This is a genomic window from Pseudomonas sp. RIT-PI-AD, assembly GCF_025642785.1.
GTDB lineage: Bacteria > Pseudomonadota > Gammaproteobacteria > Pseudomonadales > Pseudomonadaceae > Pseudomonas_T.
The window spans coordinates 37,106-51,628 of sequence record NZ_JANZKU010000001.1 but is presented as its reverse complement, the minus strand read 5'-3'; the positions used below and the strand labels follow the sequence as shown (position 1 = coordinate 51,628).

Below are 14,523 nucleotides of genomic sequence, written 5' to 3'. Positions count from 1 at the left end.
GCTCAGCCGGTCTCGCGTTCCCAGCGCGCCGCGGCCTGCGGATCGGCCATCAGCCCGGGGCCGCCGTCGCGGTACAGCGCGGCTAGCTTGAGCGGCGCCAGCGGATGCCCGAACGCGGCCGCACGTTCCCACCACTGGGCGGCCTGCGCCGCATCGGGCGGTTGGCGTGTATCGCCCGCCAGGCTGAGCACGCCCAACTGATAGGCGGATTTTCCATCCCCTGCCTTGGCCGCCAGGCGCAACAGGCGGATGCCTTCCTCCCGCGCGCCGAACCCCTGCCCGCGGTGCAGCAGCAGGTGCCCATAGAAACTCTGCGCGGGCAGATGCCCCAGGTTGGCCATCCGGCCATATTGACCCTGCATCCAGTTCCACAGGCGCGGCTGCTTGACCAAGAACGGCCAGCGCAGCATGCCGCGGGCCACGGCATAACCGATGCGCGCACGCACTTTCCACAACATCAGAGCGCCTCCGGATAATCGAACTCGAACACCCGCGCCACCTCGGCGGCATGCCAGGAAGCCGCTGCAATGCCATCGGGCGGTCCGGAAAAACGCCCCAGGCGCTCGACGGTTTCGAAGAACCCGGTGCGTGGCAAGCGGCTCGCCCCCTGGCTGATGACCAGGGCGCTGCGCAGAGGCCGCTCCGCCCGCGCATCCAGGGAAGCCAGATGCTCGAGGGCGGCGGTCAACACTTGCATCGCCGGGCTGGGCAATTGCAGACGTTCGATCAACGCCCGATAGGTGAGGAGATGCCGCTGTCGGCAGGCGTCATCCAATTCGGCGAGCAACGCCTGCCAATGCTGGCGGCTGATGCGCACACTCAAGATCGAGCCTCCCAGCCATCGACGCCCAGCGCCCGCGCCAGAGCGCGCTGGATGGCGGAGTCCGGCTCGCGTTCGCCGCTTTCGATCAGCGCCAGGTAGGCGGGGCTGATGCCCACGGTACGTGCCAGTTGGTCTTGGGCAAGGCCCAGTTTCTCGCGCAACTCGCCGATGCGTTGAAGCGCGACCGGTGCGGTTGCGGCCGTAGGCTCCGGCGGGGCGGCGCCCGCGGCCTGCAACAAGGCTTGGTAATCGGCCCAAGGCAGTACGGCATACTCGGCCTGACCGTCGCGCATGATCACTTGCACACTCATACAACTCTCCCTGGAAAACAGTGCTCCGGAAAAGTACTTCCGTGAAAAGCGCTCATCTTACCGTCAGGGTCGCCAGTCGTGCACGCTCGTACTTAAAAGCTCACGGCGCCTTCCGGTCTACGCGTTCGGCCACCGGCAAGCGCTCCAGGTCTTTGCGCAATGCGGGCGATTGCGCGTCGTGCCAGACACGGAATTTGTCCAGCTCCCCGCTCCAGGTACGCAACACCCAGGCCACCACGGCGAGGTCGTCGATCAGACCCAGGCCAGGCAACCAATCGGGTATCGCATCGAACGGGGTGAGGAAATACAACAATGCGCCCACCACCGCCAGCAGCGCCTGTCGATCGATCGCCCGGTATTCGCCCCGCCACCAGGCCATGCACAGCGACTGCATGGTCCGCAGGTCTTCCTTGAGGCCACCCAGGCGGCCGCCATTCAGGGTGCTCTTGCGCATCACCGCCAATAGCAAAGCCGGCAAGCGCCCGCGAACCAGGAAACGTTCGGCGAGGGGTAGATAGCGGGAAAAATTCCAGGGGGTTTTCATGGACTCTCCTTGCGAAAGGGTGGCGCGAAGGCTGTCTCGACGCCGGACACCAGTGCTCATCGGGGTTGCAGCGGTTATCCACCAAGGCTGTGGATAAAGGTGTGAATAGTCATTGGATGAGACAAGCAAAGGCCCGGCTCGTGCGGGTTCCCTACAGATCGAACATTTTTTACCCAGCAATTAAATATCAATGAAATCATGAACTTGTGATTTCATCGGGTGTGGCAAGACAACACTTGCAGATTTGGCGAAATCCCCGTAGGCGATGTGCATAAGCCCAAGCGGTACCGGTTTTCATAGCGCCTTGACGAATCGCAGAAACGAAAACGCCCCGTAAACGGGGCGTCTCGCGTGGCGCTGAAGGATTACTCCTTGGGCGCGTCTTCGGTCGGAGTCTGAGGAGCGGCCGACGGATCCTTGATGCCGATCAGCTCCAGATCGAACACCAGTACCGAGTTCGCCGGAATCGCCGGGCTCGGGCTCTGGGCGCCATAGGCCAGTTCGCTGGGAATGTAGAACTTGTACTTCTCGCCGACGTGCATCAGTTGCAAGCCTTCGACCCAGCCCGGAATCACGCCGTTGACCGGCAGGTCGATCGGGCTGCCGCGCTGGATGGAGCTGTCGAAGACGCTGCCGTCGGTCAGCTTGCCTTCGTAGTGGACGGTGACGACGTCGGTCGCCTTGGGCTGCGCGCCCTCGGCCTTTTTCACGACTTCGTACTGCAGACCGGACGCGGTGGTGACGACGCCTTCACGCTTGCCGTTGTCCTCGAGGAACTTCTTGCCGGCTTTCGCCGCCTCTTCGTTCATCGCGGTCATACGCTCTTCGGCACGCTTTTGCAGGAACGCGAAGGCTTCGACCAGTTCGTCGTCCTTCAGCTTCTGCTCTTTCTTGCCGATGGCGTCTTCGATCCCTTGGGCCACGGCCTTGGAATCGAGGTCGTTCATGCCTTCCTGGGACAGGCTCTTGCCCATGTTCAGGCCAATGCCGTAGGACGCTTTTTGCGCGGGGGTCTTCAACTCGACGCTGGTCTGGGAATCGCAACCTGCGAGTACCAAACCAACCAAAGCCATCGCCGCCGCCAACCGATGTTGTTTCATGCTGTTTCCTTGTCCATACGCCTTCGGGCGCTTTCGGTGAAGCCGCGAGCTTATCAGGGAGGTGCGGCCTCGGCTACGGGGATACGAACCGCTAAAAGTCGATAAGTTCGCGCGCGTCGGTCTTTTAAATTACCTGTTACATATAAGGCGCGGGCAGGCCTCGGATCGAAGAAGTCGCCTTCCGATCCACATGATGAAAATCGCTGAAGGCAGCAAAACAACAGGCATGAAGACCGGCCTATACCTGGGCTCGAATCCGTCTGCACGCCTAGAGAAAAACCACAGCGAATAGGGTCGAGCAAGGGCCGATGGCGGAGACTTCCGGTATGCCCAAAATTAGTTTTGATCGGCCGGCTGCAGTTTGTCTTCCGATGAAATCCCTACTCGCTGAATGTGTATGGCGTTATGGCTTCAAGAACCGGTGAACGAGCAAGGATTTCGTGAAACATAAGACCACCACACCTTTCCTTATATGGTTCGGTTTGCCGGGCCAAGATAAGCCCGGCTCACCGCATTCCGAAACAGACCGATGAGATATCGGAAGCGCTGCGCCAAACGCTATGCCGCTCGCACTGACACTGAAAGAGAGTGTCCATTCAGCGCTCTCTTTCAGTCGGCCCCGAAATAAGGAATAACCCTCGGCATAACCCTTCATCCGATATCAGGCGAGCTGGCTTAACCTGGCCGGGCCGGCATGCTTTCATATCGAAACATAGGCTTTACAAGAACTGGCAGGCGGATCTCTATCGGCGCGTAAGTGCCATCGACTTGTCGGGAAATACGTTTAAAATTCGCAAGCGCCTTTAAGTCATATCCGATACCCGCAGGAAAAAATCCAATTGAGCTCGAAACAGATTTCAGAAGCAGAAATGCGCGCCGCGCTCGGTCTCACGCCTGCCGCCGCCCCCGTAGAGAAGAAAGTCAAAAGTCGTTCGGTTTACACCCTGGTCGAACTCAGCGTGCGCAAGAAGTCGGGCGGCACGCCCTTTCGCTTCGAACACCGCTCCAGTTCCATCAGCAAGCTCACTGCACAACTGGAAGCCGAGAAAGCGGCCCGGGCCAAGGGTCTGGACGTATGGGTAGTCCTGGATATTCAGCAGATATCCGAATAGAGCGTTTCCGGGCGACTCGGTAACCTGACGCCAACCTCCGATATTGGGTCACGCAGCATCGGCGGTGTATCGGCTTTCCAGCGTCTGACGAAGTACAAGCGCCCAGCGTGAAGCCAGGGAACGGCATCCACTACGATTCGCGCATGAGCGCATGGGCCTTCCACGCCCCACCCGCTTTCATTCGGCATTCACCCACCGGCGCACCGCCTTCGAAGCTCGCGTAGCGGCTCGTCATTTCGTATCGATCATGGGAAGACTGCACGCCATCGCGATATCGCAGAGGGCGAGCCGTCGTGCGGAACCATGGGTTCGAATGAGGACCTAGGCCACCGGCAGGCAAGCGCAATCGGGGAATGCCCGATGGGAGGATTTGGTGAGGCCTAAACGAAAAAAAGCGGCCTATGGCCGCTTTCTTCGTGCTCGTCAGGTGTTCAGTAGGCCTGATGAGCGAATGTGGCGCAGCGGACGGGACTCGAACCCGCGACCCCCGGCGTGACAGGCCGGTATTCTAACCGACTGAACTACCGCTGCGCGTAACCTCGAAGGTGAGATTGGTGGGTGATGACGGGATCGAACCGCCGACCCTCTGCTTGTAAGGCAGATGCTCTCCCAGCTGAGCTAATCACCCTTCACTCTCGAAGTGGGGCGCATTCTAGAGAGGTATCCCCAGTCTGGCAACCCCCTTTGTGAAAAAACTTTTTCAGGCGTTCCAAAGGCTTAGCGCAGGGTTGGCCTTGGACGCGCAGGGGAGAATAATGCGCGCTTTGCGTTTGGAGACTTCCCCGTCATGTGGTTCCGCAACCTGCTCGTCTATCGCCTCACCCAAGACCTGTCTTTCGAAGCCGAGGCGTTGGAAACCGCACTGGCCGCCAAGCCGGCCCGTCCCTGTGCCAGTCAGGAGCTGACCACCTATGGCTTCGTCGCGCCCTTCGGCAAGGGTGCCGATGTTCCGCTGGTGCATGCCAGCCAGGGCTTCCTGTTGATCGCCGCGCGCAAGGAAGAGCGGATTCTGCCAGGCAGCGTGGTGCGCGATGCGCTCAAGGAGAAAGTCGACGAGATCGAAGCGGAGCAGATGCGCAAGGTCTACAAGAAGGAACGCGACCAGTTGAAGGACGAAATCGTCCAGGCCTTCCTGCCCCGCGCTTTCATCCGTCGTTCTGCGACCTTCGCCGCCATCGCGCCGGCCCAGGGCCTGATCCTGGTGGACGCCTCCAGCCCGAAGCGCGCCGAAGACCTGTTGTCCACCCTGCGCGAAGCCATCGGCTCGCTGCCGGTGCGCCCGTTGTCGGTGAAAATCGCACCCACCGCCACCCTCACCGATTGGGTGAAGACCCAGCAGGCGGCGGCGGACTTCCATGTACTCGACGAGTGCGAACTGCGCGATACCCACGAGGACGGCGGCGTGGTGCGCTGCAAGCGCCAGGACCTGACCAGCGACGAAATCCAGCTGCACCTGAGCGCCGGCAAGCTGGTGACCCAACTGTCCCTGGCGTGGCAGGACAAATTGTCCTTCGTGCTCGACGACAAGCTGGTGATCAAGCGCCTGCGCTTCGAAGACCTGCTGCAGGATCAGGCCGAGCAGGACGGCGGCGAGGATGCCCTCGGCCAGCAGGACGCCAGCTTCACCCTGATGATGCTGACGTTCATCGAATTCCTCCCGGCGCTGTTCGAGGCGCTGGGCGGAGAGGAGATTCCCCAGGGCCTCTGATCGGGCGCGGCCAGGGAATAAGGCGGCGGGGACGACCTCGCCGCTTCAACGAAATCCGGGGACGACCCCATCCATGCTAGAGGAGTCGTGAATGTCCTGGATTCTGTTGTTCTTCGCCGGTCTGTTCGAGGTCGGCTGGGCGGTCGGCCTCAAGTACACCGAAGGTTTCAGCCGCCCCCTGCCCACCTTGCTCACGGTGTGCGCCATGCTCGCCAGCCTCGGCCTGCTCGGCCTGGCGCTCAAGCAATTGCCCCTAGGGACCGCCTATGCGGTGTGGACCGGCATCGGCGCGGTGGGCACGGTGATCGCCGGCATCCTGTTGCTCGGCGAGTCCATGGCGCCGCTGCGTCTCCTTAGCGTGCTGCTCATCCTGTGCGGCCTGGTGGGGCTCAAGCTCAGCCATTGATGTGCGAAAAAAGCCCGCCTGATGGCAGGCTTCTGGCGGCCTGCGCCTTCAGCGCACGTCGCCGCGCAAGGCAGCGACCCGCTCTTGCAGGGCCAGGCGATCCGCCTCCGCGGCTGCCAGCGGCGCGCCCGCCACCAGGGTTACCCGCGACCACAGGCGGCGGAACAGCCCCTTGTGCGGATCGCGGCTGAAGAAGCTGCCCCACAATCCTTGCAGCGCCATCGGGATCACCGGGACCGGGTTCTCCTGGAGGATCCGCTCGACGCCGTTGCGGAACTCGTTGAGCTCGCCGTCGGCGGTCAGCTTGCCCTCGGGGAAGATGCACACCACTTCGCCGTTGCGCAGGTATTCGGCGATCTTGCGGAACGCCTGGTCGTAGATCAGCAGGTCTTCGTGGCGCGCGGCGATGGGCACGGCGCCGGCGGTACGGAAGATGAAGTTGAGCACCGGCAGGTTGTAGATCTTGTAGTACATGACGAAGCGCACCGGCCGCCGCACCGCGCCACCGATCAACAAGGCGTCGACGAAGGACACGTGGTTGCAGACCAGCACCGCCGGTCCTTCCTCCGGAATGGCGTCCAGGCCCTTGTGCTCGACCCGGTACATGGAATGGCCGAGCAGCCAGATCATGAAGCGCATGCTGAACTCGGGGACGATCTTGAAGATGTAGCTGTTGACCGCGACGTTCATCAGCGAGGCCACCAGGAACAACTGCGGGATCGACAGGCCGGCGACGCTGAGGAACAGGATCGACGCCAGGGCGGAAACCACCATGAACAGCGCATTGAGGATGTTGTTGGCGGCGATGACCCGGGCGCGCTCGCTCTCGGCGGTGCGCGACTGGATCAGGGCGTACAGCGGCACGATGTAGAAACCGCCGAACACGCCGATGCCGAGGATATCGCCGAGGATCAGCCAGGCTTGGTGCTGGTGCATCACCGCCCACCAGTCCCGCGGGACCTCGGCGACCGGGAAGCCGCCGGAATGCCACCAGAGCAGGATGCCGAACAGCGTCAGGCCGATGGAGCCGAAGGGCACCAGACCGATCTCCACCTTGCCGCCGGACAGCCGCTCGCAGAGCATCGAGCCCAGGGCGATACCCACCGAGAACACCGTGAGAATCAGCGTCACCACGCTCTCGTCGCCGGAGAGGATGCCCTTGGCGTACGCCGGGATCTGCGTCAGGTAGATCGCCCCGAGGAACCAGAACCAGGAGTTGCCCACCAGGGCGCGCGAGACCGAGGGTCGCTGGCCCAGGCCGAGGCGCAGGATCAGCCAGGACTGGCGGAAGATGTTCCAGTCCAGGCGCAGGCTCGGCAGCGCCGCGGCGGCGGGCGGGATGGCGCGGCTGCACAGGTAGCCGCAGCAGGCCACCAGCACGATGGCGGCCGAAACCAGGACCGCGTATGCGGGGCTCGACATCATCACGCCGGCACTGATGGTGCCGGCGAGAATCGCCAGGAAGGTGCCCATTTCCACCAGGGCGTTGCCCCCCACCAGTTCTTCGGGGCGCAGCGCCTGGGGCAGGATCGAGTACTTCACCGGCCCGAACAGTGCCGAGTGGGTGCCCATGGCGAACAGCGCGGCGAACAACAAGTACAGATGGCCGCTGACGAAACCCACCGCGCCCACCGCCATGATCGCCACCTCGGCGAGCTTGATCGCGCGGATCAGCGAGTGCTTGGCGAATTTTTCCCCGACCTGGCCGCCCAGGGCGGAGAACAGGAAGAACGGCAGGATGAACAGCAAGGCGCAGAGATTGACCAGCATGCCGCGGTCGGTGTCGGCGGAGAGCGCCAGTTTGTAGAGAATCGCCAGAATCAGCGACTGCTTGAAGACGTTGTCGTTGAAGGCCCCGAACAGTTGGGTGACGAAGAAGGGTAGGAAACGTTTCTTGCCCAGCAGGGCGAACTGCGAGTGCGTGGTCATGATCCCGTGGCGCCTGAAGGAATGAGAAGTGGCCGGCTGGCGGTTCGCATTGGACTGCAAGAGCTCGTTGCAAAGCCACAGGATTCGACGGATTCGGCGAATTTTCCGCCTGCCGCGCGACCCGATTCTCGGATTCCACGGCGCCGGCCGCTACAGCGGCAACTGGCCGAACGCCCAGCGCAGCAGGAAGAAGCAGGCCAATCCGCCGCCGATGGTCGCCAGCAGGTGGCGGCTGAGCGCGGCGATCAAGAGGGTGGCGAGGCCGCCCAGCAGGTAGGCATTGTCCCAAGCCAGCCACCAGTGGCGGCCGTCGGGCAGCAGCATACCGGGCACCACGATGGCGCTGAGCACGGACGTGGGCACGTAGTGCAGGCCCTGGCGCACCAGCGGCGGAAAGCGCAGGTCGGGCCAGGCGAACAGGCTGTAGCGGATGGCGAAGGTGATCGCCGCCATGCCGAGGATCAAGCCGAGGTTCTGCATCAGGCGCCCTCCCCCAGGAGGGCTGCGGCCCCGCGTCGCTCCAGCGCCACGCCGACGGCGATGCCGCTGAGTGCGGCGACCATCAGTCCCAGCTTGTAGGGCAGGCCCTGGAAGACCAGGGCCACCCCGGCGGCGGCCAGTGCGGCGGCCACCTGGGGACGGTTGCGCAACATGGGCACGACGATCCCGATGAAGGTGGCCAGCATGGCGAAATCCAGGCCCCAGGCCGCCAGGTTGGGCACCACCTGGCCGAAGGCGACCCCCACGAGGGTACAGAGCAGCCAATTGCCATACATCGCCAGGCAGGACCCGAGGAAGTACCAGTGCTTGTGCGCGACCCGGTCGGGTTCGGCATAGCGCTGCTGCACCACGGCGAAGGTCTCGTCGGTCAGCCAGAATGCCAGCGGCATCCGCCAGCGTGTCGGCAGATGGCGCACGAAGGGCTGCAAGGTGGCGCTGTACAGCGCATGCCGCAGGTTCACCACCAGGGTGGTCAGCAGCACCACGGCCAGCCCCGCGCCGCCGCCGACCAGGGTGATGGCGATGAATTGCGCCGACCCGGCGTAGACCAGCAGCGACATGCCCAGGGTTTCCCAGGCGGTGAAACCGGCGCCACCCGCCAGGGTGCCGAAAATGATACCGAAGGGAATGGCGCCGAGGATCATCGGCAGGGTATCGCGGACGCCGTGGGCGAATTCGTGCGAGCGGGACATGGGACCTCCTTCTGGCCCTGCACGATAGGGCCAGGCCCGTGCGGCGGTCTTGAACGATCTTGCGCAGTTCCCCGGGGGCTGGAGACCTTCGGCCGACGCGGCTTCTCGTCCGGCGCGTTCCGCCCATCCGGGGAGCGACAGGCCTTTCGGTCAGGCGTGCCCGGCCTGGAACGGCCTCGCGCAGGCCTGGCGGTAATCGCCCGGGGTCACGCCATAGGCCTGCTTGAACTGCCGGTTGAGGTGGCTCTGGTCGGAAAAACCCAGTTGCGTGGCCACCGCCGCCGGTGCCAGGCCGCACTTAAGCAGGCCGCGAGCCTGATCCAGGCGCAGTTGCTTGAGCCAGGCGTGGGGCGGCATTCCCGTGGCGCGGCGAAAGACCCGGGCGAAGTGGAACGGCGAGAGGTTCACGGCGGCGGCGAGCGCCTCCAGGGAGGGCGGCTCCGCCAACCGCGCGCGCAGCAATTCCTTGGCGTGACGCACCGCGAGCGGCTCCGTTCCCGGCGCGCGCGGTTGCCCCAGGCCGGCGTGGCGTTGCAGCACGGCGAGCATGGTCTCGCGCCAGACGGTTTGCTGTTGCAGCGCGGGCGCGCCGCTTTCCAACTGCCGGTGAAGCTCGAGCAGGCGACACACCAGGTCGGCGTCGCGGTGCACGCTGCCGGCGAAACGAGGGGCATGGGCAGGCAGCTCCAGCTCGACGGGCAGCGCTTGCAACAGGGCGGCAGGCGGATAGAAGACCCGGTAGCGCCAGCCGTCGTCGTGCCCCTTGTGGCCGGTGTGGACCTCGTCCGGGTTGAGCAACGCCAGGCCGCCGGCGCTGACCAGGTGTTCCTCGCCCCGGTAGCGATAGCGCTCGGCCCCGGCTTCCAGCACGGCGATCACGTAGCCTTCGTGCGCGTGCGGGGAGAAGCGATGCTCGACGAAGCGCGCCGAGAGCAGCTCCAGCCCTTCGAGGCTGGGCGGGTGCCAGAGGTGGGCGTTCTCGCGCGCGCTCGGGCGGTCCATCAGCCGCTGAACTGGGCTTCCAGTTGCTGCTTGATCGCCGGCCATTCGCGGTCGGTGATGCTGTACAGCTGGGTGTCGTCGAGGCGCCCGTCGGAGAGGCGACGGTGGTTGCGCAGCAGGCCCTCGTGGCGGGCGCCGAGCTTCTCGATGGCCCGTTGCGAGCGCAGGTTGCTCGCCGCGGTCTTCAGTTGCACGCGCACCAGCTGCCACTCCTCGAAGGCGTGGCGCAGCATCAGGTACTTGATCGATGCGTTCAGCCCGCTGCTGTGCTCGCCACGGGCGAGCCAGGTCCAGCCGAGCTCGGCGGCCGGCAGGGTGTTGACGAAGTCGGCGAAGCGGCTGGTGCCGACCAGGATGTCGCCCAGGCGGATGCTGAACACCACGGCGCGGCCCTCGCGCTGGTCGGCGAGCCCCTGGCGATACCAGTCAGGACGCAGCGGCCCGCTCATGTAGATCAGCTCGTCGCGATTCTCCTCGGCCAGGGCGAGCAATTCCGGGATATCGGCCTCGCTCAGCGGCTCCAGGCGCAAGGCGCCCCGCTGCAAGGTGACCGGTTGGGGTGCGAACATCTATGGATACCTCGAAATGGAAAAAAGCCCTGCCGACGCAGCGTTTCATGACCTCGCCGCCGCAGGCCGGCCGCGTGCTGTCTCGGCGGCCAGGGCTGCCACGCTAACAGCCCTCTCCGGGGCGCTCAAGCCTTACCGCGACCTTGGTCGCAGCCGACTGACGGGGCGCCGCTTTGGTGCGAAACTGGCGGGCAGGCGCCAGAAGCCCCCGCGGCCATTCCGGCGCCGCGGTGAAGCCGGATACCGGCGCATCCATCCTGTCCCGGAGTTCGCATGTCCCTGTCCAGCGGGTCGATCGCAGCGGTCGCCCTCGTCTATATGGCTGTCCTGTTCGCCATCGCCTTCTATGGCGACCATCGTCGCGCGCCGCTCTCCCCGCGCCTGCGCGCCTGGGTCTACAGCCTGTCGCTGACGGTGTACTGCACCAGTTGGACCTTCTTCGGCGCGGTCGGCCAGGCCGCCGGGCAGCTCTGGTCGTTCCTGCCCATCTACCTCGGCCCGGTGCTGTTGCTGCTGTTCGCCCCCTGGCTGCTGCAGAAGATGGTGCTGATCAGCAAGCAGGAGAACATCACCTCGATCGCCGACTTCATCGCCGCCCGCTACGGCAAGTCGCAATCCCTGGCGGTGGTGGTCGCGCTGATCTGCCTGGTCGGCGTCCTGCCCTACATCGCCTTGCAGCTCAAGGGCATCGTGCTCGGGGTGAACCTGCTGATCGGCGCCGGCGCGGAATCGACCGGCACCCGCGCCCAGGACACCGCGCTGATCGTCTCGCTGGTGCTGGCGCTGTTCACCATCCTCTTCGGCACGCGCAACCTCGACGGCACCGAGCACCACCGCGGGATGGTGCTGGCGATCGCCTTCGAGTCGCTGGTCAAGCTGCTGGCGTTCATCGCGGTCGGCGTCTTCGCCACCTATGGCCTGCACGACGGGTTCGGCGACCTGCTGGAACAGGCCCGCGCCGCGCCGCAGTTGCACGACTTCTGGCAGAAGACCCTGGACTGGCCGTCGATGTTCGTGCAGACCGGGGTGGCGCTGATGGCGATCTTCTGCCTGCCGCGGCAGTTCCACGTCACCGTGGTGGAGAACACCGAGCCGCGCGACCTGGTGCTGGCGCGCTGGGTATTCCCCGGTTACCTGGTGCTGGCCGCGCTGTTCGTGGTGCCCATCGCCCTGGCCGGGCAACTGCACCTGTCCGCGGACGTGCTGCCGGACTCCTTCGTCATCAGCCTGCCGCTGGCCGAGGCGCATCCGGCCCTGGCGCTGCTGGCGTTCATCGGCGGCGCCTCGGCGGCCACCGGGATGGTGATCGTGGCCTCGGTGGCGCTGTCCACCATGCTCTGCAACGACATCGTGCTGCCGGCCCTGCTGCGCCGGCAGAACGCCGAGCGACCGTTCGAGGTGTTCCGCCACTGGCTGCTCTCGGTGCGCCGGGTGAGCATCCTGGTGATCCTGCTGCTGGCCTATGTCTGCTACCGGTTGTTCGGCCCCAGCGCCAGCCTCGCCACCATCGGCCAGGTGGCGTTCGCCGCCATCACCCAGTTGGCGCCCGCCATGCTCGGCGCGCTCTATTGGAAGCAGGCCAACCGCCGCGGGGTGTTCGCCGGCCTCGCCACCGGCGCCGCGCTGTGGTTCTACACCCTGGTGCTTCCGCTGGTGGCGCGGGGCCTGGGCTGGTCGCTGCAAGCCTTCCCCGGGCTGATCTGGCTCGGCGACAACCCCTTCGGCCTGCCGATCGACGCCATGACCCAGGGCGTGGTGCTGTCGCTCACCGGCAACTGGCTGGTGTTCGCCCTGGTCTCGGTGTTCTCCCGCACGCGGGTGTCCGAGCACTGGCAGGCCAGCCGCTTCATCGGCCAAGACGCCTCGGTGCGGCCGAGCAGCCGCTCGCTGCTGGCGGTGAAGGTGGAAGACCTGTCGATGCTGGCCGGCCGCTTCGTCGGCGAGGAACGCGCGCGGCAGAGCTTCGTGCGCTTCGCCTCGCGCCAGGGCAAGGACTTCAATGCCCTGCAGAACGCCAACGCCGAATGGATCACTCACACCGAGCGCCTGCTCGCCGGGGTGCTCGGCGCTTCCTCGGCGCGGGCGGTGGTGAAGGCCGCCATCGAGGGCCGCGAGATGCAGGTGGAGGACGTGGTGCGCATCGCCGACGAAGCCTCCGAGGTGCTGCAGTTCAACCGCGCGCTGTTGCAGGGCGCCATCGAGAACATCACCCAGGGCATCAGCGTGGTCGACCAGTCGCTGCGCCTGGTGGCGTGGAACCATCGTTACCAGGAACTCTTCGAGTACCCGGAAGGCTTGATCAGCGTCGGCCGGCCGATCGCCGAGATCATCCGCTACAACGCCGAGCGCGGCCTCTGCGGCCCCGGCGACGCCGAAGCCCACGTGGCGCGCCGCCTGTACTGGATGCGCCAGGGCACGGCGCACACCTCGGAGCGGCTGTTCCCCAACGGCCGGGTGATCGAACTGATCGGCAACCCGATGCCCGGCGGCGGCTTCGTCATGAGCTTCACCGACATCACCGCGTTCCGCGAGGCGGAGCGCGCGCTCAAGGACGCCAACGAAGGCCTGGAGCGGCGGGTCGCCGAGCGCACCCACGAGCTGTCGCAGCTCAACCAGGCGCTGATCGAAGCCAAGGGCCACGCCGAGGCGGCCAACCAGTCGAAGACCCGTTTCCTCGCCGCCGTCAGCCACGACCTGATGCAGCCGCTGAACGCCGCCCGGCTGTTTTCCGCCGCCCTCGCCCACCAGCAGGACGGGCTGCCGGCGGAGGCGCGGCCGCTGGTCGGCCACCTGGACAGCGCGCTGCGCTCGGCCGAGGACCTGATCAGCGACCTGCTGGACATCTCGCGCCTGGAGAACGGCCGCATCACCCCGGAGCGCGATGCCTTCCCGCTGGCGGTGTTGTTCGACGCGCTGGGCGCCGAGTTCCAGGTACTGGCGCGGGACCAGGCCATGGACTTCCGCCTGCGCGGCAGCCGCCTGGCGGTCGACAGCGACCCCAAGCTGCTGCGTCGGGTGTTGCAGAACTTCCTCACCAACGCCTTCCGCTATGCCAGCGGCCAGGTGCTGCTCGGCGTGCGCCGCGAACCGGGTCACCTGCGCCTGGAAGTGTGGGACCGCGGCCCGGGCATCCCGGAGGACAAGCGCAAGGTGATCTTCGAGGAATTCAAGCGCCTGGACAGCCACCAGACCCGCGCGGAAAAGGGCCTGGGCCTGGGCCTGGCGATCGCCGACGGGCTGTGTCGGGTGCTGGGCCATCGCCTGGAGGTACGCTCCTGGCCGGGCAAGGGCAGCGTATTCAGCGTCAGTGTGCCGCTGGCCTCGGCGCCCTCGCCCGCGCCGGCCGCCGCGCCGGTCGACAGCGGCCAGCCGCTGGGCGGCGCCTGGGTGCTGTGCGTGGATAACGAGGACAGCATCCTCACCGGCATGCACAGCCTGCTGAGCCGCTGGGGCTGCCAGGTGCTCACCGCGCGGGACCGCCAGGATTGCGAACGCTTGCTGGAGGCGCATCAACCGCAACTGGCGTTGGTGGACTACCACCTCGACCAGGGCGACACCGGCACCGCCTTGATGGCCTGGCTGCGCACCCGCCTGGGCGAGCCGCTGCCGGGGGTGGTGATCAGCGCCGACGCACGCGCCGAGTTGGTCGCCGAGGTGCATGCCGCGGGCCTCGACTACCTGCCCAAGCCGGTCAAGCCGGCGGCTTTGCGCGCCCTGCTGAGCCGTCACCTGGACCTGCGCTGAGCGCGCCCCCAGGACGCAGGAGGCGTTTCGAGGCGCCGCGCGCTCCCAGGCTCGGTCGGGGCCGGCGCGGGGCCGAGGGACC

General features: G+C 65.7%; 14 protein-coding genes and 2 tRNA genes. 4 read left to right on the top strand and 12 right to left on the bottom strand.

What is annotated here, in order from left to right:
- Window positions 1-2: 2 nt before the first annotated feature.
- The 5 genes from OGL92_RS00240 to OGL92_RS00220 all read right to left on the bottom strand — a co-directional run bounded on the left by OGL92_RS00240 (window position 3) and on the right by OGL92_RS00220 (window position 2,778).
- The gene (locus OGL92_RS00240) at window positions 3-458 is read right to left on the bottom strand and encodes a sel1 repeat family protein (RefSeq protein WP_263138564.1); all 456 of its coding nucleotides are present in this window, start codon (window positions 456-458) and stop codon (window positions 3-5) included.
- The gene (locus tag OGL92_RS00235; protein ID WP_263138562.1) at window positions 458-823 is read right to left on the bottom strand and encodes a hypothetical protein; all 366 of its coding nucleotides are present in this window, start codon (window positions 821-823) and stop codon (window positions 458-460) included. Before OGL92_RS00235 ends, OGL92_RS00240 begins: the two co-directional genes overlap by 1 nt.
- Window positions 820-1,134 carry a helix-turn-helix transcriptional regulator gene (locus tag OGL92_RS00230; RefSeq protein WP_263138560.1) on the bottom strand — a complete coding sequence of 105 codons (315 nt, stop codon included), beginning with the start codon at window positions 1,132-1,134 and terminating at the stop codon, window positions 820-822. The genes OGL92_RS00235 and OGL92_RS00230 overlap by 4 nt, the downstream gene beginning before the upstream one ends.
- A 100-nt stretch (window positions 1,135-1,234) precedes the next feature.
- Complete coding sequence (locus OGL92_RS00225; RefSeq protein WP_263138557.1) at window positions 1,235-1,678, bottom strand: YkvA family protein; 444 nt, start codon at window positions 1,676-1,678, stop codon at window positions 1,235-1,237.
- Window positions 1,679-2,043: 365 nt separating this feature from the next.
- Window positions 2,044-2,778, bottom strand: a complete 735-nt coding sequence (locus OGL92_RS00220) for an FKBP-type peptidyl-prolyl cis-trans isomerase (RefSeq protein WP_263138556.1) — start codon at window positions 2,776-2,778, stop codon at window positions 2,044-2,046.
- An 869-nt stretch (window positions 2,779-3,647) separates the two neighbouring features.
- On the opposite strand from OGL92_RS00220, the gene OGL92_RS00215 reads away from it, so the two are divergent.
- Window positions 3,648-3,890, top strand: a complete 243-nt coding sequence (locus OGL92_RS00215; RefSeq protein ID WP_346659478.1) for a hypothetical protein — start codon at window positions 3,648-3,650, stop codon at window positions 3,888-3,890.
- A 454-nt stretch (window positions 3,891-4,344) separates the two neighbouring features.
- On the opposite strand, the gene OGL92_RS00210 is transcribed toward OGL92_RS00215, so the two are convergent.
- Both OGL92_RS00210 and OGL92_RS00205 read right to left on the bottom strand, forming a co-directional pair.
- A tRNA-Asp gene (locus OGL92_RS00210) sits at window positions 4,345-4,421 on the bottom strand.
- Between the two features lie 21 nt (window positions 4,422-4,442).
- Window positions 4,443-4,518 (bottom strand) — tRNA-Val (locus OGL92_RS00205).
- 159 nt (window positions 4,519-4,677) lie between these two features.
- Between OGL92_RS00205 and rdgC the strand changes: the two genes are divergently transcribed.
- Together rdgC and sugE are read left to right on the top strand one after the other, a co-directional pair.
- Complete coding sequence (rdgC, locus tag OGL92_RS00200; protein ID WP_263138552.1) at window positions 4,678-5,598, top strand: recombination-associated protein RdgC; 921 nt, start codon at window positions 4,678-4,680, stop codon at window positions 5,596-5,598.
- A 91-nt stretch (window positions 5,599-5,689) separates the two neighbouring features.
- On the top strand, window positions 5,690-6,004 hold the full coding sequence (gene sugE, locus OGL92_RS00195) for a quaternary ammonium compound efflux SMR transporter SugE (RefSeq protein ID WP_263138551.1): 315 nt from the start codon (window positions 5,690-5,692) through the stop codon (window positions 6,002-6,004).
- Window positions 6,005-6,052: 48 nt separating this feature from the next.
- Here the strand turns inward: sugE and OGL92_RS00190 are convergent, their stop codons facing one another.
- The 5 genes from OGL92_RS00190 to OGL92_RS00170 all read right to left on the bottom strand — a co-directional run bounded on the left by OGL92_RS00190 (window position 6,053) and on the right by OGL92_RS00170 (window position 10,697).
- Entirely contained in the window at window positions 6,053-7,933 is a 1,881-nt protein-coding gene (locus OGL92_RS00190) for an MFS transporter (RefSeq protein ID WP_263138548.1), read from the bottom strand.
- Window positions 7,934-8,083: 150 nt separating this feature from the next.
- Window positions 8,084-8,413: an AzlD domain-containing protein gene (locus tag OGL92_RS00185; RefSeq protein ID WP_263138542.1), complete on the bottom strand. Its 330-nt coding sequence runs from the start codon at window positions 8,411-8,413 to the stop codon at window positions 8,084-8,086.
- Entirely contained in the window at window positions 8,413-9,126 is a 714-nt protein-coding gene (locus tag OGL92_RS00180; RefSeq protein WP_263138536.1) for an AzlC family ABC transporter permease, read from the bottom strand. Before OGL92_RS00180 ends, OGL92_RS00185 begins: the two co-directional genes overlap by 1 nt.
- A gap of 150 nt (window positions 9,127-9,276) precedes the next feature.
- On the bottom strand, window positions 9,277-10,128 hold the full coding sequence (locus OGL92_RS00175; protein ID WP_263138535.1) for an AraC family transcriptional regulator: 852 nt from the start codon (window positions 10,126-10,128) through the stop codon (window positions 9,277-9,279).
- A complete protein-coding gene (locus tag OGL92_RS00170; protein WP_263138533.1) occupies window positions 10,128-10,697 on the bottom strand; it encodes a GNAT family protein in 570 nt (189 codons plus the stop codon). Before OGL92_RS00170 ends, OGL92_RS00175 begins: the two co-directional genes overlap by 1 nt.
- A gap of 273 nt (window positions 10,698-10,970) precedes the next feature.
- Here OGL92_RS00170 and OGL92_RS00165 point away from each other — a divergent pair, with 273 nt between their 5' ends.
- Window positions 10,971-14,441: a PAS domain-containing hybrid sensor histidine kinase/response regulator gene (locus OGL92_RS00165; protein ID WP_263138531.1), complete on the top strand. Its 3,471-nt coding sequence runs from the start codon at window positions 10,971-10,973 to the stop codon at window positions 14,439-14,441.
- The last annotated feature ends 82 nt before the right edge of the window (window positions 14,442-14,523 follow it).